Genomic DNA, 20,080 nt, shown 5'->3' on the forward strand with positions numbered 1-20,080 from the left:
CAAATGAAATGCCGATGAATGGAGGTGACATGGTTGCCGCAGTGCGCCTGGCAGGCAAGGTTGCCTTCGATGCCTATTCCCATTTTGCCGAGGATGACGGCTGGGCGATGGCGAGCCATATGGCGCTGTCGATCCTGCTGGCCCTGTTTCCGTTCCTGATCTTCGGTACGGCTCTCGCCGGTTTTCTGGGGGCGGACCAGTTTTCCGAAACGGCGGTGCATCTGATTTTCGACACCTGGCCGGAAGCGATTGCCGGGCCGCTGGCGGCGCAGGTGCAGCAGGTGCTGACCATTCCGCGCGGCGGGCTGCTGACGATTTCGGTGCTGGCGGCCGCTTATTTTGCGTCCAATGGTGTCGAGGCGCTGCGCATTTCATTGAACCGCGCCTATCGTGTCACCGAAACGCGCTGGTGGTATGTCACCCGCCTACTCAGCCTGCTTTATGTGCTGATCGCCGTCGTGGTCTTTGCCGGCATCAGCATCGTGCTGGTCGCCGTGCCGGTCGCCACATCTTTTGCCGAGCAGCGGTTTCCGTGGCTGACGGATGTGCTGAACACCATCTCCAGCCTCGGTCTTTATGGCACCATCGTCGTGCTGACGGCGGGGCTGGTGGCGGCGCATCTGTGGCTTCCGGCCGGCAAGCGCCGCATCTGGGATGTCTGGCCGGGCATTCTCCTGACGATGATCTTCTGGGTCATCGGTGCGGCGATCTTCGCCTATTATCTCTCCACCTTCGCCAATTATGCCGCCACCTATGCCGGTCTCGCCTCGGTGATGGTGGTGCTGGTGTTTCTTTATATGGTCGGTGTCATCTTCATGCTCGGTGCGGAGGTGAATGCGGCGCTGATGAAATACAAGGTCCGCCAGATCATCCGCCGCAATATCGGCGGCAACAGCGCGCGTCGCGAGCAGGTTCTAGAGGAGACCGACAAGCCGGCGGATATCTGAGGGCGCAGCACCTTCCGAACGAAGGGCGGAAAGCCCGGTGCTGCCTTCGCTTTTCGAGAGCTTGCGCCCGTCCGCGCCCAAGATCAGCCGGTGATGGTGATAGGCCGGTTGCGGCAGGTCCAGCAGGTGTTGCAACAGCCGGTGAATGGCGGTGGCGTGATAGAGATCCATGCCGCGTACCACATGGGTTATGCCCTGCAGCGCATCATCCACCACAACGGAAAGATGATAACTCGACGGCGCGTCGGAACGCGACAGTACCACATCGCCCCAAAGCGCGGGCAGGGCCTCGATCTGCCCCGTCTCGCCATCGCCGCTCTCCTGCCAGAACAGGGGGCTGCCGATGGCGTGGATCGCCTTTTCCATGTCGAGCCGCCAGGCGTGCGGCCGGCCGGAGACGAGCAGCGCATCCCGTTCCACCCTTGGCCTCTCCCGGTCGATGGCCGGGTAAAGCGGCGCGCCATCGGGATCGCGGGGCCACAACCCTCCCTCCGCCTCGAAAGTACGAACGATTGCCTTGGTTTCTCCACGGCTCAGAAAGGCAGGGTAAGCAAGTCCTGCCTCGATCAGCCTGTCCAGCGCCACGCGGTACTCTTCGAAATGCTCCGATTGCCGCCGCGCAGGTTTCTCCCAGTCGAGACCCAGCCAGCCAAGGTCATCATAGATTGCCCGTTCCAGCTCCGGGGTGCAGCGTGTCTGGTCGATATCCTCGATACGCAGCAGAAAGCGGCCGCCATTGTCTCGCGCCATATCGTGGTTCAGGAAGGCGGAAAGCGCGTGGCCGAGATGCAGCAGGCCATTGGGGCTCGGTGCGAAACGGTAAACCGGTTTTTGACGGAGAGGCGAAGGCATGGTTTCTTCTGCCATGTTTTAAAGCACCCCGCCAGCGGCTGGCGGCATATGGAATGACGGACATGAAAATCATCACCGGGATGGATGACATCAGCGAAGGGCTGGAGCATCTCGCCCGCCTCGATCCGGCTCTCGGTCTCGTCATCGAAAAAGCCGGTCCGCTGGAACTGCGCATTCATGAGCCCGGCTTTTCCGGCCTTGCCCATATCGTCGTCTCGCAAATGGTGTCGCGCGCCAGCGCCAATGCCATATGGGCGCGTATTCTTGCCGGCACCGGCGGCGTGGTCACGGCGGAAAATTATCTCGGTGTACCGGAGGAATTGCGCGCCACTTTCGGCCTTTCCCGGGCCAAGGCGACGACGCTGGAAGGGCTGGCGCACACCGTCATGGAAGGGCAGATCGATCTTGACGGCGTGGTGCGCAAGGAGGGGCGCGCCGCCCTTTCCGAGCTGGTGGCGCTTCGGGGTATCGGCCCGTGGACGGCGGAGGTCTATCTGATGTTCTGCGGCGGGCATCCGGATATTTTTCCGGTCGGCGATGTGGCGCTGAGATCCGCGGTGGCGCATGCGCTTAGCCTGGAGGTGAGGCCGGAAGCGAAGTGGCTGGCGGAGCGGGCGACAATCTGGTCGCCATGGCGCTCCGTGGCCGCGCGGCTTTTCTGGGGTTACTATGCCAATATCATGCGGCGCGCCATGGTGCCGCTGCCCTGAGCGGGGTTAAAAATCGGCGATACTGTAGGGCAGGGCTCCGCGCGAAAGATGGTCGAAATGCAGCTTGCGTTTCAGCGGCGGCACGGCGCGCTGCACGCAATCAACCCTCTCGCAGACCCGACAGGAAATGCCGATGGGTTTGAAGGAGGCCGCATTGCCGAGATCGAGCGTATCGGCATAAACGAAATTCTGCGCATGGGAAATTTCGCAGCCGAGAGCGATGGCATAACGCGGTCTTTCCGTGTTGAAACCGGCGCCGGCCTTTTCGATCTGCGTGGCGATGGAAAGATAGCGCACGCCGTCAGGCGTTTCCGCCAATTGCCGCACGATCCTGTCGGAGCTTTCGAAGGCCTGATGGATATTCCACAGCGGACAGGCCGCCCCGAAACGGGCAAATTGCAGCCGCGTGGCGCTGTGGCGTTTGGTGATGTTGCCGGCGCGGTCGATCTTGGCGAAAAAGATCGGCACGCCTTTCATGCCCGGCCGTTGCAAGGTGCTCAGCCGGTGGGCTACTTGTTCAAGGCTCGCGCCGAAACGCACGGCGAGAAGCTCGAGATCGTGGCGCAGTTCCTGCGCCGCCCGGTGAAAGCGGCCATAGGGCAGGATGAGGGCTGCGGCGAAATAATTGTGCAGCCCGATACGACAGATTTCCGCGGCTTCCGCATTGCGGAAACCGGCGCCGGCCAGCACCCTGCCCACCGTCGCACCGGCGTGAAGCTGGGCGATCTGCAATGCAAGCTGAAAACAGCGGGTCGGCGCGGCCATGTAGGAGCTGAGGGCGAGGGTCTTGCCGGCAGGATCGAAGTGCCGGATCAGACCGCCCGCCGCCTCGGTTCGGGTGATATGGATGCCGTAACGGCTCTTCAGATGCGCCGCCAGAATGCCATAGGTCTCGCCGCCTTCTATCTCCAGTTCTTCCGCCAGCTCCTCGGCCAGAAGATCGATCTCGGCAACGTAATTGTCGACGAAGTGGAAGAAGTCGCGCACCTCCTCATAGGGGGTTCTTTCCACCTGCGCGGTTCCCCGCCCCAGCCGGTCATCCAGCTGCACCAGCTGCTCGCTGTTCTGGCGATAGGCTTGATGGGCGCGCAGCAAGGCATGGGCAAAACCCGGCGCGTTCTGGGCGATCAGTTTCAGCTCCTGAAGCCCCGGCTCGTAATTCAGGAACAGCGGGTCTTTCAGCGCCTCGCGCACGGCGGAAACCAGCCGGTCGCTTTCACCGGTCGCCAGTTCTGCCATGTCGAGCTGGAATTTTTCCACCAGCGTCACCAGAACGCTGGCTGAAACCGGGCGCTGATTGTTTTCGATCTGGTTCAGGTAGCTCGCAGAAATGCCAAGCCGTTCGGCAAATTGCGCCTGCGTGGCGCGGGCGTTTTCGCGAAGGCCGCGAACCTTGCGGCCGATGAAGAGTTTTTCCGTCGCCATGTTGCAACTTTGCAAAATTAAACATTGCAAATATTTATGGCACGCATACGCGCACGATCAAGGCTTCTTGGCGAATGTTTTCTGGGCTATTGATCGTGGCACAACGCATGGAGGAAACATGCCCGGCATTCTGGAGCAATTGGAAACGCGGCGTGCTGAGGCGCGGCTCGGCGGCGGCGTCAAGCGCATCGAGGCGCAGCATGGCAAGGGCAAGCTGACGGCGCGCGAGCGTATCGACGTGCTCCTGGATGAAGGTTCCTTCGAAGAGTATGACATGTACGTCACCCACCGGGCGGTGGATTTCGGCATGGCGGAGCAGAAGGTGGCGGGTGACGGTGTCGTCACCGGCTGGGGCACCATCAATGGCCGACAGGTCTATGTGTTTTCGCAGGATTTCACCGTGCTTGGCGGTTCGCTCTCGGAAACCCATGCCCAGAAGATCTGCAAGATCATGGATATGGCCGTGCGCAACGGCGCGCCGGTGATCGGCCTCAACGACAGCGGCGGCGCGCGTATTCAGGAAGGCGTGGCCTCGCTCGGCGGTTATGCCGATGTGTTCAAGCGCAATGTCATCGCCTCCGGCGTCGTGCCGCAAATCTCCGTCATCATGGGGCCTTGTGCCGGTGGTGCCGTCTATTCGCCGGCCATGACCGATTTCATCTTCATGGTGCGCGATACCTCCTACATGTTCGTGACCGGGCCGGATGTGGTCAAAACCGTGACCAACGAGATCGTTACGGCTGAGGAACTGGGCGGAGCCTCCACCCACACGAAGAAATCCTCCGTCGCGGACGGCGCTTATGAAAACGACATCGAGACGCTGGAACATGTGCGGCTGCTGTTCGATTTCCTACCGCTGAACAATCGCGAAAAACCGCCGGTGCGCCCGTTCCACGACGATCCGGCGCGGCTGGAAGCACGTCTCGATACGCTAATCCCTGATAGTTCCAACAAGCCCTATGACATGAAGGAACTGATCCACGCGCTGGCCGATGAGGGCGATTTTTTCGAGTTGCAGGAGGCCTTTGCCCGCAACATCATCACCGGCTTCATCCGCCTCGAAGGCCAGACGGTGGGCGTTGTCGCCAACCAGCCGATGGTGCTGGCCGGCTGCCTCGATATCGACAGTTCGCGCAAGGCGGCGCGTTTCGTGCGCTTTTGCGATGCCTTCAACATTCCGCTGCTGACGCTGGTGGATGTGCCGGGTTTCCTGCCGGGAACCGCACAGGAGTATGGCGGCGTCATCAAGCACGGCGCCAAACTTCTCTTCGCCTATTCGGAAGCGACGGTGCCGATGGTGACGCTGATCACCCGCAAGGCCTATGGCGGCGCTTACGACGTGATGGCCTCGAAACATATCGGCGCGGATGTGAATTATGCCTGGCCAACGGCGGAAATCGCCGTGATGGGCGCGAAGGGTGCTGCGGAAATTCTCTATCGTTCCGAGCTTGCCGATCCGGAAAAGATCGCCGCGCGCACGAAGGAATATGAAGAGCGTTTCGCCAATCCCTTTGTGGCGGCGGAACGCGGTTTTATCGATGAGGTCATCATGCCGCATTCCTCGCGCCGCCGCATCGCCCGCGCCTTCGCGTCGCTGCGTAACAAGAGCGTGGAAACCCGCTGGAAGAAACACGACACTATTCCGCTCTGAGACTGGAAAAATGCTTCGGCCACCTTACTATATGTTTGTTCAGGCGCCCGGATGTCCGGATGTCCTCCCGAAACGCACAAGGACAGATTTTATGGCCGAAAATTCCTCCGCAGATAATTTCCCCGCCGGATATGAAGTGCCCAAGGTCTGGACCTGGGACAAGGGCAATGGCGGCCAGTTCGCCAATATCAACCGCCCGATTGCCGGTCCCACCCATGAAAAGGAACTGCCGGTCGGCAAGCATCCGCTGCAGCTATATTCGCTGGCGACGCCGAATGGCCAGAAGGTCACCATCATGCTGGAAGAATTGCTGGCCGCCGGCCACAAGGGCGCAGACTATGATGCGTGGCTGATCAAGATCGGCGAAGGCGACCAGTTCGGTTCCGGTTTTGTCGGCGTCAATCCGAATTCCAAGATCCCGGCACTGATGGATCACTCGACGCCTGAGCCGACACGCGTTTTCGAAAGCGGCTCGATCCTCGTTTATCTCGCAGAAAAATTCGGCGCCTTCCTGCCGAAAGAGGGCAATGCCCGCACGCAGGCGCTGAACTGGCTGTTCTGGCAGATGGGCTCCGCCCCTTTCCTCGGCGGCGGTTTCGGCCATTTTTATGCCTATGCGCCGGTGAAGATCAAATACGCCATCGACCGCTACGCCATGGAAGTCAAACGCCAGCTCGACGTGCTGGACCGGCATCTGGCTGAGAACCGCTATCTGGCGGGTTCGGAATATACGATCGCCGACATGGCTGTCTGGCCGTGGTACGGCAAGATCGCGCTCGGCCAGGCCTATGGCGATGCCGGTGCTTTCCTTGAGGCGGACGGTTACAAAAACGTCATGCGCTGGACGCTCGAAATCGGCGAACGCCCGGCGGTCAAGCGTGGCGTGATCGTCAACAAGACCTCGGGCGATCCGTCCGAACAACTGCATGAACGCCACGATGCCTCCGACTTCGAGACGAAGACGCAGGACAAGATCGGCAAGGCATAAGGAAAGATTAGAGCGCCAAAAGCGCTCTAACTATTTGAATTGGCGCATTTCCGGACGTAAAAGCAAGGCAGCTTTTACTGGAGATGTTCTGGAAGGACAAAAGATGGCGAACCTGCCCGAAATGACCAAACACAAGGGATTTCCCTCCGGCATGCCGAGCACGGGTGTCCAGTTCACCATCCGCCGCGCCAATCCCAAAGGGGTAACGCCTATCAAGATGATACCCCGCCGGGCGCGCAACGACACCAAGGAGCATCGCATCGATGCCGCCTTCCTGCACTCGCTCTGGCACCATTTCGGTGCCGAGCCCTTCGAACGCGGCAATCTCGACGCCGCCCGCCTCAACCTGCTCTTCGGCCGCGAGGTCGTGCCGGCGGAGAAGAATTTCGATCCGCTTTCCTATCAGGCGATGCTGGTGATTGACGAGCGCGTCGCGCGGCAGAACTTCCCGGAATCCTTCGAGAATTTCTTCGAGATTTGAGTGTGCTGTCATCCGCCAACGGGGAATGAAATTCGATGTCGACAGCGACCAGCAAATTTCTGAGTTACGTTCTGCGCCATGCGCCTGAAAGTATCGGCCTGACCCTGGATGCTCAGGGTTGGGCGGATGTCGCAGATCTGTTGGCAAAAGCGAATGCGAGCGGCACGCCGCTCGATGAGGCAGGCCTCTTTTCGGTCGTCGCAGAAAGCGACAAGAAGCGCTTCACGCTGTCGGAAGACGGCCGCCGCATCCGGGCGGCGCAGGGGCACTCCGTTAAGGTCGATCTTGGCCAGCCGCCAGTCGAGCCGCCGCCGCAATTGTTTCACGGTACGGCGACCCGCTTTCTCGATTCCATTTTGCGGGAAGGCTTGCGTTCGGGGGAAAGGCAGCAGGTTCATCTTTCCGCTGACCGGAAGACTGCGATTGCCGTCGGACAACGGCACGGAAAACCTGTGGTCCTGATTGTCGATGCCGGCCGGATGTTTGCGGATGGCTGTAATTTCTACCAAGCCGACAACGGCGTTTGGCTGACGGACGCCGTGCCATTTGCCTATCTGACCCCGTTCGAGGATTCCTCAGCGGAGAGCGACGGGTGACGGGCTGACGTTTGGGAATGGAGGAGGGAGGCGAAATGGGTGTCGGCATATTTCAGATCGATATGGATTGGCTGCATCGCTGGCTAAGGCAGCGGCGTGGCGGCGGTGTCCGTAAGCCCGGCAACCGCAACCTCAAACCCAGAATGACGCCGGAAGCCGCCCGCCTCGATCACCGGCAGATGTTGCGGTTCATGGCGCTCAATGCGGCAGTTGGCGTGCTGATCGGTGTCTGCGTCGGTGCAGCGCTGATCTTTCTCGACATTGGCGGTTTGGGCGCGCGCATCGGCCGCGCCGCAAATCCGCTCGTGCCCGTGCTGCTGGTCGTCATGCCCATTGCATCCCTGTTCGGCGCGACCGCCACCGCCTCGGCGATCCTGATGATGCCCTATGAAAAGAAATTCCGCGACGATGATGACGATGCGAGGGGAGAATAACCGCATGATCAAGAAAATCCTCATCGCCAATCGCGGCGAGATCGCCTGCCGGGTCATCAAGACCGCGAAGAAGATGGGCATCGCCACTGTCGCGGTCTATTCGGATGCGGATGCCAATGCGCTGCATGTGAGACAAGCGGATGAGGCCGTTCATATCGGCCCGGCCCCCTCTTCGCAGTCCTATATCGTCATCGACAGGATTCTTGAGGCAATCGCGAAGACCGGGGCGGATGCTGTTCATCCCGGTTACGGTTTCCTGTCGGAAAATGCGGCCTTTGCCGAGGCGCTGGAAAAGGCGGGCGTCGTCTTCATCGGTCCGCCTGTTGGCGCCATCAAGGCCATGGGCGACAAGATCACCTCCAAGAAACTGGCCGCAAAAGCGGGCGTTTCCACCGTCCCCGGCCATATGGGATTGATCGAGGATGCGGATGAGGCGGTGAAGATCGCGTCGCAGATCGGTTATCCCGTCATGATCAAGGCGTCGGCCGGCGGCGGCGGCAAGGGCATGCGCATCGCCTTCAACGATGCCGAGGCGCGCGAGGGTTTCCAGTCCTCGAAAAACGAGGCGAAATCCTCCTTTGGCGATGACCGTATTTTCATCGAAAAATTCGTCACCCAGCCGCGCCACATTGAAATTCAGGTGCTGGGCGACAAGCACGGCAACACACTTTATCTGGGTGAGCGCGAATGCTCGATCCAGCGCCGTAACCAGAAAGTTATCGAGGAAGCGCCGTCGCCCTTTCTGGACGAAGCGACCCGCAAAGCCATGGGCGAGCAGGCCGTGGCGCTGGCGAGAGCCGTCGGTTACCACTCGGCCGGCACGGTGGAATTCATCGTCGATGGGGAGAGGAATTTCTACTTTCTGGAAATGAACACCCGCCTGCAGGTGGAACATCCGGTAACGGAACTCGTCACCGGCATCGATCTGGTTGAGCAGATGATCCGTGTCGCTGCCGGGGAAAAAATCTCCTTCGGACAGGCGGATGTGAAGCTGAACGGCTGGGCGGTCGAAAGCCGGCTTTATGCCGAAGACCCCTATCGCAACTTCCTTCCCTCCATTGGCAGGCTGACGCGATATCGCCCGCCGCAGGAAGGTGCGCAGGAGAACGGAACGGTCATCCGCAACGATACCGGCGTCTTCGAAGGCGGCGAGATTTCGATGTATTACGATCCGATGATCGCCAAGCTGTGCGCTCTGGGCAAGGATCGTGAAACCGCCATCGATGCCATGGGGCAGGCGCTGGATCGTTTCGAGGTGGAGGGCATCGGCCATAATCTGCCTTTCCTGTCGGCCGTTATGCAGCATGAGCGTTTCCGCGCCGGTAGGCTGACGACGGGTTTTATCGCGGAAGAATTTCCGGAAGGATTTTCCGGCGTGGAGCCGGATGAGGCCACGGCGCGCCAGCTTTCCGCCATCGCCGCCATCATCCATCAGCGGCTGCAGAGCCGCGCAGTCGAAATTTCCGGCACCATCGGCAATCACCGCCGCATTGTCGGTCAGGACTGGGTGGTGTCGTTTGGCGCATCCCGCCACAGGGTCAGCGTTGAAACCGGCACGGATGGTACGGCGGTCCGTTTTGAAGACGGGGCAGCGCTTAGCGTCGATACCGGCTGGCTTCCCGGCCAGAGCCTTGGCCTGTTCACGGTCGCGGGTGAGGTTATCGCCGCCAAGGTCGATCTTGCAGGTGCTGCGATCCGCCTGCGCTGGCGCGGCATGGATATTCGTGCCCATGTGCGTAGCCCGCGTGTGGCGGAACTGGCGCTGCTGATGCCGGAAAAACTGCCGCCGGATACATCGAAACTGCTGCTCTGCCCCATGCCGGGCGTCATCACCGGTATTTCCGTGGGGGAGGGCGATGAGGTGGAGGCCGGGCAGGCGCTGGCGACTGTGGAAGCCATGAAGATGGAAAACATTCTACGCGCGGAAAAACGCGGCCGCGTTGCCAGAGTGGCGGCAAAACCGGGCGACAGCCTCGCGGTGGATGAAGTCATCCTCGAATTCGAGTAGCGAAGTTACGTCAAAAGTCCCAAGCCAATAATCATTTGGCTGAATTCGTTTGAGGCGGTGTGCTGCGTATTCATTGATGGAGAATAACGACGGATCAAACGCTTCTCAGCTTCTTCGTGAGAGACACGATCATATGGCGTCGGCGTGTGAATAAGGAGTCGATTCGCTCCAGCTCTTATAGCTTCAGCCAGTCGCTCGTGAGAATTTATTCGTTCGCTTAGTATATTGGCTTTGCCGATATATTTTATTGAATGGGATCCGAAATGTTCTACTGCGAAAGCATAGACCACATTAACGCCGTAGAGTTTGTCTCGAATTCCAAAGCTTTCAAAGCGGTACTGGGTACCAATCCCGTCATCAAGAAAAACGTTCCCAAAAAACGTCGGCAATGCAGGGGTAAGCCGTCCGAGTTCGAAAAGTCCACCGAATATGCCTGTCACAACTTCGCTCATAGCCACCCTCAAGAAGAGTTAACGAGTTATGAAGCAAGATATACATCAAGGCTGATGCCTGTACAATATGTAGTCCGGTTCTTTTTTTGTTCCGGCTCGTTACTCTAGATATTGATTATGCAAGATGAGGAGGGACGTGAGATGACAAAGAAGTCAGTGCGGGATTGGCTGCAGCTTGCCGAGAAAGAGCTGAAGCGTTCACCGGACACACTCGTCTGGCACACGCCCGAAGGCATCGAGGTCAAGCCGCTCTATACGGCTGACGATCTGCAAAAGGTTTCCCATCTGGACAGCCTGCCGGGTTTTGCGCCATTCACGCGCGGCCCGCGCGCCACCATGTATGCCGGCCGGCCATGGACGATCCGCCAATATGCCGGTTTTTCCACGGCCGAAGCCTCGAACGCCTTTTACCGCAAGGCGCTCGCCGCCGGCCAGCAGGGCGTTTCGGTTGCCTTCGATCTCGCCACCCACCGCGGTTATGACAGCGATCATCCGCGCGTTGAAGGTGATGTCGGCAAGGCGGGCGTGGCGATCGACAGCGTCGAGGACATGAAAATCCTGTTCGATGGCATTCCGCTCGAAAAAGTCTCGGTGTCGATGACCATGAATGGCGCGGTCATTCCCGTGCTCGCCAGTTTCATCGTTGCGGGGGAAGAGCAGGGGGTGCCCCGCGCCGCTCTTTCGGGCACCATCCAGAACGATATCCTCAAGGAGTTCATGGTCCGCAATACCTATATCTATCCGCCGGAACCCTCGATGCGGATCATTGCCGATATCATCGAATATACGGCGAAGGAGATGCCGAAATTCAACTCCATCTCCATTTCCGGCTATCACATGCAGGAAGCGGGCGCGACGCTGGTGCAGGAGCTGGCCTTCACGCTGGCGGATGGCCGCGAATATGTGCGGGCGGCGCTGGCCAAGGGGTTGAATGTCGATGATTTCGCCGGGCGCCTGTCGTTCTTTTTCGCCATCGGCATGAATTTCTTCATGGAGGCTGCCAAGCTGCGTGCCGCCCGCCTGCTCTGGTCGCGCATCATGGAGGAGTTCAAGCCGCAAAAGGCCTCATCGCTGATGCTGCGCACCCATTGCCAGACGTCGGGCGTCTCGCTGCAGGAGCAGGACCCCTATAACAACATCGTCCGTACCGCCTTTGAGGCCATGTCCGCCGTGCTTGGCGGCACGCAGTCGCTGCACACCAATTCCTTCGATGAGGCGATTGCCCTGCCGACGGAGTTTTCCGCCCGCATCGCCCGTAATACGCAGCTTATCCTGCAGCATGAAACCGGTGTCACCAAGGTGGTCGATCCGCTGGCCGGCTCCTATTATGTCGAGAGCCTGACGGACGAACTGGCCGAGAAGGCCTGGGCGCTGATCGAGGAGGTCGAGGCGCTTGGCGGCATGACCAAGGCGGTGGCGGAAGGCCTGCCGAAACGGCTGATCGAAGAGGCGGCAACGCGACGGCAGGCGGCGGTGGACAAGGGCGAGGAGGTCATCGTCGGAGTCAACCGTTACCGTCTCGAAAATGAAGAGGATATCGATGTTCTCGATATCGACAACGCCGCCGTGCGCGCCGCGCAAATCCGCCGCATCGAAGAAACGCGCCGCCGCCGCGATGGCAAGGACGTGACCACCGCTTTGGCAGCACTTTCCGAAGTCGCCCGCAGCGGCAAGGGCAATATTCTCGAAGCCGCCGTTGTTGCCGCCCGCGCCCGCGCCACGGTTGGGGAGATTTCCGATGCGCTGCGTGCGGCCTTCGGCGACCATGCCGCCGTGCCGGAGGTGGTGAGCGATATTTACGGCGAGGCCTATAAGGACGAGCCGGAACTCGCCACGCTCGCCGCCCGGCTTTCCGGTGTGGCTAAGAGGATCGGCACCAAGCCGCGCATCATGGTCGCCAAACTCGGGCAGGACGGGCATGATCGCGGCGCGAAGGTCATCGCCTCCGCCTTCGGCGATATCGGTTTCGATGTGCTGGCCGGACCCCTGTTTCAGACACCCGTTGAAGCAGCCGATCTCGCCGTCCAGAACAGGGTGCATGTGGTCGGCATGTCGTCACTCGCCGCCGGTCACAAGACGCTGGCGCCGCAGCTGGTCGAGGCGCTGAAACAGAAGGGCGCGGAAGACATCATCGTCGTCGTGGGCGGCGTCATTCCGCGGCAGGATTATCAGTTCTTGCTCGACCACGGTGTCTCGGCAATTTTCGGCCCCGGCACCAATGTCATGGATGCTGCAAACAAGGTCCTCGACCTGCTCGAAGGCGTCAGGCGCAACGCGTGAGGGGAAGACGGCCATGTTCGGAAGATTGAATCACGTCGCCATCGCGGTGCCCGATCTTAATGCCGCCGTTGCCCGATACAGGGCGCTGGGCGCAGATGTCTCGGAACCGCAATCGCTACCCGAACACGGTGTGACGGTGGTTTTCATTCAGGCTGAAAATACCAAGATCGAGCTTCTTTATCCGCTCGGCGAAAATTCGCCGATTGCCGCTTTTCTCGAGAGAAATCCGGGCGGCGGCACGCACCATCTCTGCTTCGAAGTGCCTGACATTGTCGCGGCGCGCGACGATCTCGTCAAAAAGGGCGTTCGAATTCTGGGTGATGGCGAGCCGAAGATCGGCGCGCATGGCAATCCCGTTCTTTTCCTGCATCCGAAGGATATGGGTGGCGTGCTCTATGAGCTTGAGCAAGTTTCCCCGACACATGGCTGAAACACAGACCCCGTAAGAGGCTGGCCATACGGTGGACGGCGCGCAGCGGCCGTTCGCCTTTGCCGGAACGTGTTTCGTTTGTTTTCTTTTGACATTCGTTTTGTTTTCGTTTTTATGGCAATTGTCTTTCAACGATGGGGACGCGATCCCCCGACGCTGTCGTGGAGGCTCTATGTCTGGCGAGAATATTTTCGATCTTTTTGTCATCGGTGGCGGCATCAATGGCTGCGGTATTGCCCGCGATGCCGTGGGCAGGGGCTATTCCGTGGCGCTTGCGGAAAAGGGCGATTTCGCTTCCGGCACCTCTTCCGCCGCCACCAAGCTCATCCATGGCGGCCTGCGTTACCTTGAACACTACGAGTTTCGTCTGGTGCGCGAAGCACTGATGGAGCGGGAAATTCTCTGGGCCATGGCCCCGCATGTCATCTGGCCCATGCGTTTCGTCCTGCCCATCCAGAAAGGCGGCGTGCGCCCGGCCTGGATGGTGCGGCTCGGCCTGTTTCTTTACGACAATCTCGGCGGCCGCAAGCTTCTGCCGGCGACCCGCACGCTCGATCTTCGCAAGGACCCGGCAGGCAAGCCGCTGAAGCCGGCTTTCGCCAGGGCTTTCGAATATTCCGACGGCTGGGTGGATGACGCCCGTTTCGTGGTCCTCAACGCGCGCGATGCGGCTAATCGCGGCGCGACGATCATGAACCGCACGCGGGTCGTTTCCGCACGGCGCGAAGGCGGGTTGTGGCTCATCGAGACACTGGATGAAAAAACTGGACGTGCGGAGACACATAAAGCACGCATGCTGGTGAATGCCGCGGGTCCCTGGGTGGACAAGGTGCTTTCCGGCGTCTTCGGCCGCAACGACGTGCACAACGTCCGGCTCGTGCAGGGCAGCCATATCATCGTGCGCAAGAAGTTTTCCGATCCGCGCGCCTATTTCTTCCAGAACCCTGATAACCGCATCATCTTCGCCATTCCCTATGAGCGCGATTTCACGCTGATCGGCACCACGGACCGCGATTACAAGAGCGATCCGGCCAGCGTTCGCATCTCTGAGGAGGAGATTTCCTATCTCTGCAACGCGGCCAGCGACTATTTCAGCGAACCGGTCCGGCCGGAAGATATCGTCTGGACCTATTCCGGCGTGCGGCCCCTCTTCGATGACGGTGCATCGAAAGCGCAGGAAGCGACGCGTGATTATGTGCTGAAGGTTGAAGAGACAGAGGGTGAGGCGCCACTCCTCAATATTTTCGGCGGCAAGCTCACCACCTATCGGCGGCTGGCGGAACATGCGCTGGAAAAGATCGGTGCGGCGATTGGCGAAAAGGGCAAGCCGTGGACGGCGGGCTCCCACCTGCCGGGCGGCGATTTCGGCGCTGAGAGATATGAGGCGCAGGTGCGGGCGCTCGTCTCCCGTTATCCCTTCCTTGACGGACGCCATGCCGAGCGGCTTGTCAGAAACTACGGTACCAAGGCGGCGGAACTGTTGGGCAGCGTCACCGATGTCTCCGGCCTCGGCCGGCATTTCGGCGGCACGCTTTATGAATGCGAGGTGCGCTGGCTGGTTGAGCACGAATGGGCCTGCGCGGCCGAGGACATTCTCTGGCGGCGCACGAAACAGGGCCTGCGCCTGAGCAAGGACGAGGCTGCCGGTCTCGATGAATTCGTGGCTGTGCTGACGGGCGGCAGGCAAAAGGCTGAAGCCTTGGCGGAGCGGGCCTGAAAATGCGCCGGTTGCCCCGTCAGCTCCCGGAACTCTTCGCCGGTCTCTCCGGGCCGTCGGCGCTCAGGATATAGTCGTCTGCCGCTGAAAGCGCGTGTTCCATGTGCCCTTCGAACACCAGTTCCGGTTCGTTGGGCGCTATCGCAATTTTCGGCATGCCGCCGAAACGCACCGCCTGCGATTGCGCCAGACCGTCGCGCAGGCCGCTTTCCAGAAGATCGAAATAGCGGGTGCCGGGGCCGGTGATGAAGACCGGCATGTGGCCATGCAGGCTGAAGAGGCGTGAAAGGCCGTTGCCGAGCGCAAGGCCGGCGGTGCGGAAGGCGAACCGCGCCATGCGGGCGCCGGTGCGGGCCGAAGCGGCGATCTTGTCCACCTCGGCGATCGGCACGAATTTCGCCGGTTCCGCCTGCGGCGGGGCTTCGAAAGCAGAACGCAGGATGGCGTAAAACCCGGAATAGGCCTCGATGCAGCCTTTGGTGTCGCAACGGCACAGTGCGCCGTCGGCCAGATGCAGCATATGGCCGAAATTGGGGGCGCTGACCTCGATTGCGCCGCCCGTCGAGCGGGCGATGCCAAGGCCGATGCTGTGGCCGAGCGACAGGGTGACGAGGGCCTCCGGCGCCGGGTTTTCCCGTGCCTGCTCCCGCATCCAGATGGCTTTTGCGGCCAGCAGCGTCTCGTTGTTCAGCGTCACGCGAATGCGGCCGTCCTCGGAAACGAGCCGCTGGAAATCGATCCTTTCGTCACCGAGAACCGGCGACCAGACGAGCGTTGCCGTGGCCGCATCCACCAGCCCCTTGCTGCTGATCGAGACCTGGAGGATATCGTGCCGGTCGATGCGCGAGCGATCGGCAAGTCTTGCGAGGCCGGCGAGGATCGCGCCGCCGAATGTGCCTTTTTCAGCCGTAATCCTCTGTTCGGTGAAGCGGTCCACCAGCTTGCCGGCATAATCGACCAGCGAATATTGCACGCTGTCGGAAGAGATGATGACGATGGCGACATGGCAGAAAGCGCCGCGCGGGCCGAAGAGAATGCGTGGCCGGCCACGGCCGGCGGTGGCTAGCTGCTCTTTCCGCAAAATGAGCCCGGCCCGCTCAAGCTCGGTGGTGATGGCGGAGACGGTTGCGGAGGCAAGCCCGGTGAAGGACGACATGTCGGTATGGGAAAGGCTGCCGTGCAGGCGCAGCGCCGCCATCACCGACAGGCTGTTTTTCTGGCGCACCAGTTCCGTACTTGCAATGGCGGACATGGGCTGGGGCATGCTCCCTGAACGGCCTTTTTCCTGTCGTGCTGATCCACTCTGATGGCGCATGCCAGAGCGAAGATCAAGGCACCCGGATGCTGCCCGCAGCCGTTGTTGACAGCATGGGGAATCTCTGACATTAATTTTCTCGACTGTCGAGAAAATTGTGAAACCACAGAGACCGGCAGCTTTTTCCGGGCGTTTTTCCTGCATGGAGGTGCAGGCTTCGCCCTTACCGGGAGGACATCATGAATTCTTTTGCCAAGCTTTTGGCGGGTACAGCCGTACTCGTTTCACTGCACACTGCCGCCATGGCCGCTGATCTCGTCGTCGGCGTTTCCTGGTCGAATTTCCAGGAAGAACGCTGGAAAACGGATGAGGCAGCCATCAAGGCGGCGCTCGACAAGGCCGGCGCGAAATACATCTCCGCCGATGCGCAATCATCCGCCGCAAAGCAGCTGACCGACGTGGAATCGCTGATCTCGCAGGGCGCCAACGCGCTGATCATTCTGGCGCAGGACAGCGACGCGATTGGCCCAGCCGTTGAAAAGGCCGTTGCCGAGGGCATTCCGGTCGTGGGTTACGACCGCCTGATCGAAAACCAGAACGCCTTCTACATCACCTTCGATAACAAGGAAGTCGGCCGTCTGCAGGCTGCCGAAGTCTTCAAGGTGAAGCCCGAAGGCAATTACGTCTTCATCAAGGGCTCTTCTTCCGATCCGAATGCGGACTTCCTGTTCGCCGGTCAGCAGGAAGTGCTGAAGGCGGCCATTGACGGAGGCAAGATCAAGAATGTCGGCGAAGCCTATACCGATGGCTGGAAGCCGGAAAATGCCCAGAAGAACATGGAACAGTTCCTGACCAAGAATAACAATAAGGTCGATGCGGTCGTCGCCTCGAATGACGGCACGGCTGGCGGTGCAATCGCCGCTCTCGCCGCGCAGGGCATGGCCGGTTCGGTTCCCGTTTCCGGTCAGGATGCCGATTTCGCCGCGCTGAACCGCGTCGCGCTCGGCACGCAGACGGTGTCGGTCTGGAAGGACAGCCGTGAACTCGGCAAGGAAGCGGCCGGTATCGCGCTGGAACTGGCCGGCGGCAAGAAAATGACGGAGATCAAGGGCGTCACGGCCTTTGATGGCGGCCCGAAGAAGGTCACGATGCAGTCGGTCTTCCTGAAGCCGATCGCCATCACCAAGGACAATCTGAACGTCGTCATCGATGCCGGCTGGATCAAGAAGGAAACGGCCTGCCAGGGTGTGAAGGCCGGAACCGTCAAAGCCTGCGATTGATCGAATAGGTCCCGGTTCGGGCGCTGCGCCATGGTTCATGGCGCGGCGCCTTTAGAGCATTTCCAGGAAAAGTGGGCCCCGGTTTTCCGTTCGGAAATGCGCCAGAACAAAGATTTGGAGCGTTTTCGCGTTTCAGGGAAAGCGAAAACGCTCTAAGATGTGAGGAGCACCGGCAGTTCATGGCCGATATGACCCAATCCAATTCCACAACGTCGCAAAAGACGGAAAAAACAGGCTCGATAACGCGCTTCATCAACGCCACCGAGCTGGATACCAGGCTGCTCGGCATGGTCGGCGCGCTTCTTCTGATCTGGATCGGATTTCATATCCTGTCCGGCGGGCTGTTCCTGACGCCGCGAAACCTCTGGAACCTCTCCGTGCAGACCGCGTCCGTGGCCGTCATGGCGACCGGCATGGTGCTCGTCATCGTCACCCGCAATATCGACCTTTCGGTCGGGTCGATCCTCGGTTTTTCCGGCATGATCATGGGTGTCATGCAGGCGGAAATCCTGCCGCAGATCCTCGGCTTCGAACATTGGGCGACATGGATCGTCACGCTTATGGTCGGCATTCTCGTCGGCGGCGCCATCGGCATGTTGCAGGGCTCCATCATCGCCTTCCTCAACGTGCCGTCCTTCATCGTCACGCTTGGCGGTCTGCTGGTCTGGCGCGGCGGCACATGGTTCATCACCAGCGGCCGCACCGTGGCGCCGATGGATTCAACCTTCCGCCTGATGGGCGGCGGCACCAGCGGTTCGATCGGCGCGACATGGAGCTGGATCGCCGCGGTCATCGCCTGCGTCGCCATCATTGCGGTCATCCTGAACTCCCGCCATCAGCGCCGCCGTTTCGGCTTTCCGTTGCGGCCCGTCTGGGCGGAATATTTTCTGGCCGCGCTCGGTTGCCTCGTCGTCATCGGTTTCGTGGCGGTGGTCAACAGCTACCCATGGCCGGTCAACATCGCCCGCAACTATGCCGATGCCAATGGCATCGCCTGGCCTGAAGGCGGTCTGTTCATTTCGCATGGCATCGCCATTCCGGTGCTGATGGCGCTTGCCGTGGGTGCGGTCATGACCTTCATCGCCACGCGACTGCGTTTCGGGCGTTATGTCTTCGCCATCGGCGGCAATCCGGAAGCGGCCGAACTCGCCGGCATCAAGACCCGCTGGGTGACGGTGAAAATCTTCACGCTGATGGGCGTTCTGTGCGCCATCGCGGCGGCCATCTCGACCGCCCGCCTCAACGCGGCCACCAATGCCCAGGGCGAGCTGGACGAGCTTTACACCATCGCGGCGGCCGTCATCGGCGGCACCTCGCTTGCCGGCGGTGTCGGAACCATAGCGGGCGCGATGCTCGGCGCGCTCGTCATGCAGTCGCTGCAATCCGGCATGGTGCTGGTGGGCATCGATACGCCCTTCCAGCGCATCGTCGTTGGTGTGGTTCTGGTCGTCGCCGTCTGGCTCGACACCATCTACCGCGCCCGCGCCAAGTAAGAACCGAGGAGAACTCCTATGACGGACCAAGTCACGCCCCTCGTGGAAATGCGCAATATTTCCATTTCCTTCGGCGGCATCCACGCGGTGGAAAACGCCTCTGTCGATCTTTTCCCCGGTGAGGTGGTCGCCCTTCTCGGCCACAATGGCGCGGGCAAATCGACCCTTATCAAAATTCTCTCCGGCGCATACCGGCGCGATGGCGGCGATATCCTCATCAATGGCGAGGATGCGGATATCCGCAATCCCCGCGACGCCAAGAAATACGGTATCGAGACCATCTACCAGACGCTCGCCGTGGCCGACAATGTCGATGCGGCCGCCAATCTTTATCTCGGTCGCGAGCTGAAGACGAAATGGGGCACGCTTGACGATGTCGCCATGGAAGCCTCGGCCCGCGAGGTGATGGGGCGTCTCAACCCCAATTTCCGGCGGTTCAAGGAACCGGTGAAGGCGTTATCCGGCGGCCAGCGGCAGTCTGTCGCCATCGCCCGCGCCATTCTGTTCGATGCCCGCATCCTCATCATGGACGAGCCGACGGCCGCACTCGGGCCGCAGGAAACGGCGCAGGTGGGCGATCTCGTCAAGGAGCTGAAACGGCAGGGCATCGGCATCTTCCTCATCAGCCACGATATTCACGATGTCTTCGATCTGGCCGACAGGGTTTTCGTGATGAAGAACGGAAAGGTGGTGGGCCATGCCCGCACGCAGGATGTCACCAAGGACGAAGTGCTTGGCATGATCATTCTGGGCAAGGTGCCGGCCGGTGCGGTGCCGGGGCCGGGTGCGGTCGCGCTCTGAATTAGGTGAAATAAAGATATAAAGATTTCTTTATGTCTATTGACATCGTGACGCCCGTGGTGAGAAATGCGGGTGTCATGGTTCTCCGGGCCTGATTATTTCAATCCTGGAGCTAAGAGGGAATCCGGTGCGCCGACGATCGGCAAGACCGGAGCTGCCCCCGCAACTGTAAGCGGCGAGCCTTTGTCCAACACGTCACTGGGTAACCCCCGGGAAGACGGACAAAGGCGACGACCCGTAAGCCAGGAGACCTGCCAGGACAAAATAACGTCCACGGGCG

At 60.4% G+C, this 20,080-nt stretch carries 18 protein-coding genes and 1 riboswitch; of the genes, 14 read left to right on the forward strand and 4 right to left on the reverse strand.

What is annotated here, in order from left to right; all coding sequences use genetic code 11:
* Positions 1–29 precede the first annotated feature (29 nt).
* The gene (locus tag ACQZ5N_RS07190; protein WP_137453758.1) at positions 30–947 is read left to right on the forward strand and encodes a YihY/virulence factor BrkB family protein; all 918 of its coding nucleotides are present in this window, start codon (positions 30–32) and stop codon (positions 945–947) included.
* Here ACQZ5N_RS07190 and gluQRS read toward each other — a convergent pair.
* Positions 915–1,814: a tRNA glutamyl-Q(34) synthetase GluQRS gene (gene gluQRS / locus ACQZ5N_RS07195; RefSeq protein ID WP_269831840.1), complete on the reverse strand. Its 900-nt coding sequence runs from the start codon at positions 1,812–1,814 to the stop codon at positions 915–917. The genes ACQZ5N_RS07190 and gluQRS overlap by 33 nt on opposite strands.
* A 38-nt stretch (positions 1,815–1,852) precedes the next feature.
* Here gluQRS and ACQZ5N_RS07200 point away from each other — a divergent pair, with 38 nt between their 5' ends.
* Positions 1,853–2,509, forward strand: a complete 657-nt coding sequence (locus ACQZ5N_RS07200; RefSeq protein ID WP_448732516.1) for a DNA-3-methyladenine glycosylase family protein — start codon at positions 1,853–1,855, stop codon at positions 2,507–2,509.
* Between the two features lie 6 nt (positions 2,510–2,515).
* Here ACQZ5N_RS07200 and ACQZ5N_RS07205 read toward each other — a convergent pair whose 3' ends face one another.
* Positions 2,516–3,934, reverse strand: a complete 1,419-nt coding sequence (locus ACQZ5N_RS07205) for a helix-turn-helix domain-containing protein (RefSeq protein ID WP_448732517.1) — start codon at positions 3,932–3,934, stop codon at positions 2,516–2,518.
* A gap of 118 nt (positions 3,935–4,052) precedes the next feature.
* On the opposite strand from ACQZ5N_RS07205, the gene ACQZ5N_RS07210 reads away from it, so the two are divergent.
* The 6 genes from ACQZ5N_RS07210 (at position 4,053) to ACQZ5N_RS07235 (ending at position 10,092) form a co-directional block, all read left to right on the forward strand.
* Positions 4,053–5,585 (forward strand): acyl-CoA carboxylase subunit beta, encoded by a 1,533-nt coding sequence (locus tag ACQZ5N_RS07210; RefSeq protein WP_448732518.1) that lies wholly within the window; start codon positions 4,053–4,055, stop codon positions 5,583–5,585.
* Positions 5,586–5,676: 91 nt separating this feature from the next.
* Entirely contained in the window at positions 5,677–6,573 is an 897-nt protein-coding gene (yghU, locus tag ACQZ5N_RS07215) for a glutathione-dependent disulfide-bond oxidoreductase (protein WP_425646201.1), read from the forward strand.
* Between the two features lie 103 nt (positions 6,574–6,676).
* Complete coding sequence (locus ACQZ5N_RS07220) at positions 6,677–7,054, forward strand: hypothetical protein (RefSeq protein ID WP_003520841.1); 378 nt, start codon at positions 6,677–6,679, stop codon at positions 7,052–7,054.
* A gap of 35 nt (positions 7,055–7,089) precedes the next feature.
* A complete protein-coding gene (locus ACQZ5N_RS07225) occupies positions 7,090–7,650 on the forward strand; it encodes an RNA 2'-phosphotransferase (RefSeq protein ID WP_448732519.1) in 561 nt (186 codons plus the stop codon).
* Between the two features lie 35 nt (positions 7,651–7,685).
* The gene (locus ACQZ5N_RS07230; RefSeq protein ID WP_448732520.1) at positions 7,686–8,084 is read left to right on the forward strand and encodes a hypothetical protein; all 399 of its coding nucleotides are present in this window, start codon (positions 7,686–7,688) and stop codon (positions 8,082–8,084) included.
* Between the two features lie 4 nt (positions 8,085–8,088).
* A complete protein-coding gene (locus tag ACQZ5N_RS07235; RefSeq protein WP_448732521.1) occupies positions 8,089–10,092 on the forward strand; it encodes an acetyl-CoA carboxylase biotin carboxylase subunit in 2,004 nt (667 codons plus the stop codon).
* 5 nt (positions 10,093–10,097) lie between these two features.
* Here the strand turns inward: ACQZ5N_RS07235 and ACQZ5N_RS07240 are convergent, their stop codons facing one another.
* Positions 10,098–10,544: a GIY-YIG nuclease family protein gene (locus ACQZ5N_RS07240; RefSeq protein ID WP_137453764.1), complete on the reverse strand. Its 447-nt coding sequence runs from the start codon at positions 10,542–10,544 to the stop codon at positions 10,098–10,100.
* A 141-nt stretch (positions 10,545–10,685) separates the two neighbouring features.
* On the opposite strand from ACQZ5N_RS07240, the gene scpA reads away from it, so the two are divergent.
* The 3 genes from scpA (at position 10,686) to ACQZ5N_RS07255 (ending at position 14,971) form a co-directional block, all read left to right on the forward strand.
* A complete protein-coding gene (gene scpA, locus ACQZ5N_RS07245) occupies positions 10,686–12,824 on the forward strand; it encodes a methylmalonyl-CoA mutase (RefSeq protein ID WP_448732522.1) in 2,139 nt (712 codons plus the stop codon).
* Between the two features lie 13 nt (positions 12,825–12,837).
* On the forward strand, positions 12,838–13,254 hold the full coding sequence (gene mce / locus ACQZ5N_RS07250) for a methylmalonyl-CoA epimerase (protein ID WP_269831834.1): 417 nt from the start codon (positions 12,838–12,840) through the stop codon (positions 13,252–13,254).
* Between the two features lie 172 nt (positions 13,255–13,426).
* Positions 13,427–14,971: a glycerol-3-phosphate dehydrogenase gene (locus ACQZ5N_RS07255; protein WP_448732523.1), complete on the forward strand. Its 1,545-nt coding sequence runs from the start codon at positions 13,427–13,429 to the stop codon at positions 14,969–14,971.
* Between the two features lie 19 nt (positions 14,972–14,990).
* Here the strand turns inward: ACQZ5N_RS07255 and ACQZ5N_RS07260 are convergent, their stop codons facing one another.
* The gene (locus ACQZ5N_RS07260; RefSeq protein WP_448732524.1) at positions 14,991–16,223 is read right to left on the reverse strand and encodes an ROK family protein; all 1,233 of its coding nucleotides are present in this window, start codon (positions 16,221–16,223) and stop codon (positions 14,991–14,993) included.
* 242 nt (positions 16,224–16,465) lie between these two features.
* On the opposite strand from ACQZ5N_RS07260, the gene xylF reads away from it, so the two are divergent.
* The 3 genes from xylF to ACQZ5N_RS07275 all read left to right on the forward strand — a co-directional run bounded on the left by xylF (position 16,466) and on the right by ACQZ5N_RS07275 (position 19,800).
* On the forward strand, positions 16,466–17,506 hold the full coding sequence (xylF, locus tag ACQZ5N_RS07265) for a D-xylose ABC transporter substrate-binding protein (protein ID WP_020813430.1): 1,041 nt from the start codon (positions 16,466–16,468) through the stop codon (positions 17,504–17,506).
* Between the two features lie 179 nt (positions 17,507–17,685).
* Positions 17,686–18,999, forward strand: coding sequence for a sugar ABC transporter permease (locus ACQZ5N_RS07270; RefSeq protein WP_448732525.1), 1,314 nt, complete (start codon positions 17,686–17,688; stop codon positions 18,997–18,999).
* An 18-nt stretch (positions 19,000–19,017) separates the two neighbouring features.
* Positions 19,018–19,800 (forward strand): ATP-binding cassette domain-containing protein, encoded by a 783-nt coding sequence (locus tag ACQZ5N_RS07275; RefSeq protein WP_059753655.1) that lies wholly within the window; start codon positions 19,018–19,020, stop codon positions 19,798–19,800.
* A 61-nt stretch (positions 19,801–19,861) separates the two neighbouring features.
* A riboswitch (cobalamin riboswitch) is annotated at positions 19,862–20,073 on the forward strand.
* Positions 20,074–20,080 lie beyond the last annotated feature (7 nt).

This window comes from Agrobacterium sp. 22-221-1, from assembly GCF_053522445.1.

Coding starts and splice junctions, on each gene's coding strand:
- ACQZ5N_RS07190 (WP_137453758.1), top strand. CDS start 30: ATGGTTGCCGCAGTGCGCCTGGCAGGCAAGGTTGCCTTCGATGCCTAT.
- gluQRS (WP_269831840.1), bottom strand. CDS start 1,814: ATGGCAGAAGAAACCATGCCTTCGCCTCTCCGTCAAAAACCGGTTTAC.
- ACQZ5N_RS07200 (WP_448732516.1), top strand. CDS start 1,853: ATGACGGACATGAAAATCATCACCGGGATGGATGACATCAGCGAAGGG.
- ACQZ5N_RS07205 (WP_448732517.1), bottom strand. CDS start 3,934: ATGGCGACGGAAAAACTCTTCATCGGCCGCAAGGTTCGCGGCCTTCGC.
- ACQZ5N_RS07210 (WP_448732518.1), top strand. CDS start 4,053: ATGCCCGGCATTCTGGAGCAATTGGAAACGCGGCGTGCTGAGGCGCGG.
- yghU (WP_425646201.1), top strand. CDS start 5,677: ATGGCCGAAAATTCCTCCGCAGATAATTTCCCCGCCGGATATGAAGTG.
- ACQZ5N_RS07220 (WP_003520841.1), top strand. CDS start 6,677: ATGGCGAACCTGCCCGAAATGACCAAACACAAGGGATTTCCCTCCGGC.
- ACQZ5N_RS07225 (WP_448732519.1), top strand. CDS start 7,090: ATGTCGACAGCGACCAGCAAATTTCTGAGTTACGTTCTGCGCCATGCG.
- ACQZ5N_RS07230 (WP_448732520.1), top strand. CDS start 7,686: ATGGGTGTCGGCATATTTCAGATCGATATGGATTGGCTGCATCGCTGG.
- ACQZ5N_RS07235 (WP_448732521.1), top strand. CDS start 8,089: ATGATCAAGAAAATCCTCATCGCCAATCGCGGCGAGATCGCCTGCCGG.
- ACQZ5N_RS07240 (WP_137453764.1), bottom strand. CDS start 10,544: ATGAGCGAAGTTGTGACAGGCATATTCGGTGGACTTTTCGAACTCGGA.
- scpA (WP_448732522.1), top strand. CDS start 10,686: ATGACAAAGAAGTCAGTGCGGGATTGGCTGCAGCTTGCCGAGAAAGAG.
- mce (WP_269831834.1), top strand. CDS start 12,838: ATGTTCGGAAGATTGAATCACGTCGCCATCGCGGTGCCCGATCTTAAT.
- ACQZ5N_RS07255 (WP_448732523.1), top strand. CDS start 13,427: ATGTCTGGCGAGAATATTTTCGATCTTTTTGTCATCGGTGGCGGCATC.
- ACQZ5N_RS07260 (WP_448732524.1), bottom strand. CDS start 16,223: ATGTCCGCCATTGCAAGTACGGAACTGGTGCGCCAGAAAAACAGCCTG.
- xylF (WP_020813430.1), top strand. CDS start 16,466: ATGAATTCTTTTGCCAAGCTTTTGGCGGGTACAGCCGTACTCGTTTCA.
- ACQZ5N_RS07270 (WP_448732525.1), top strand. CDS start 17,686: ATGGCCGATATGACCCAATCCAATTCCACAACGTCGCAAAAGACGGAA.
- ACQZ5N_RS07275 (WP_059753655.1), top strand. CDS start 19,018: ATGACGGACCAAGTCACGCCCCTCGTGGAAATGCGCAATATTTCCATT.